The organism is Polynucleobacter sp. 39-46-10 (genome assembly GCF_002282275.1).
The window spans coordinates 6,220-6,799 of sequence record NZ_NCJB01000132.1; the positions used below are offsets into that span (position 1 = coordinate 6,220).

General features: G+C 50.2%; 1 pseudogene (cut by a window edge). It reads right to left on the bottom strand.

The annotated features are described in order from the left end of the window. Positions 1-580: pseudogene (locus B7X71_RS10625) on the bottom strand (hypothetical protein); its annotated part reaches 135 nt to the left of the window's first position; the annotation flags it as partial.

Consider the following 580-nt stretch of genomic DNA (forward strand, 5'->3'; position numbering starts at 1 on the left):
ACCGGTTACTTCAAGCTTGTATCCGGAAAGACTAGGCACTGGACTAGGGTTGGCGAGCAAACGCATTTTGCCGACGCCTATATCTTTGAGGATCTGGGCACCGATGCCATAGCTACGGAAATCGGTTTTGCGCGCCAATGGCTTTTGAGCTGCTTCAGCATGGGTACCATTCAATTTATGAAACTGGGCTAACCAGTCGGCATCATTAGGGGCTGCAACGCCGGAAGCATTAAGTAGAACTGCTACACCAGAAGGCGCTGCGGCCAAATTCTGTAAAGCTTGAGCTAAAGGCCAGGAGTGCGTGCTGACATTAGAGTCCAAGAAATCCAATACCGTGACGGGCTCATGAACACGGACCAAAGTTTCTTCGTCTTCTGACGGCTTGCCATGCACTAGCGCTAAATGCATGCATGAGCTTGGCGTATCGCGGTAGATGATTCCCTGAAACTTGCCCCAGGGAGTATCGAACTCACGCTCACCCTCACGCACCACAATGCTTTCATGCTGGCTACGGTATTTGATGAGGTCGGCTATGCTGCCAATCTTTAATTGATGTTCTTTTGCAAACTCGAGCAAGTCT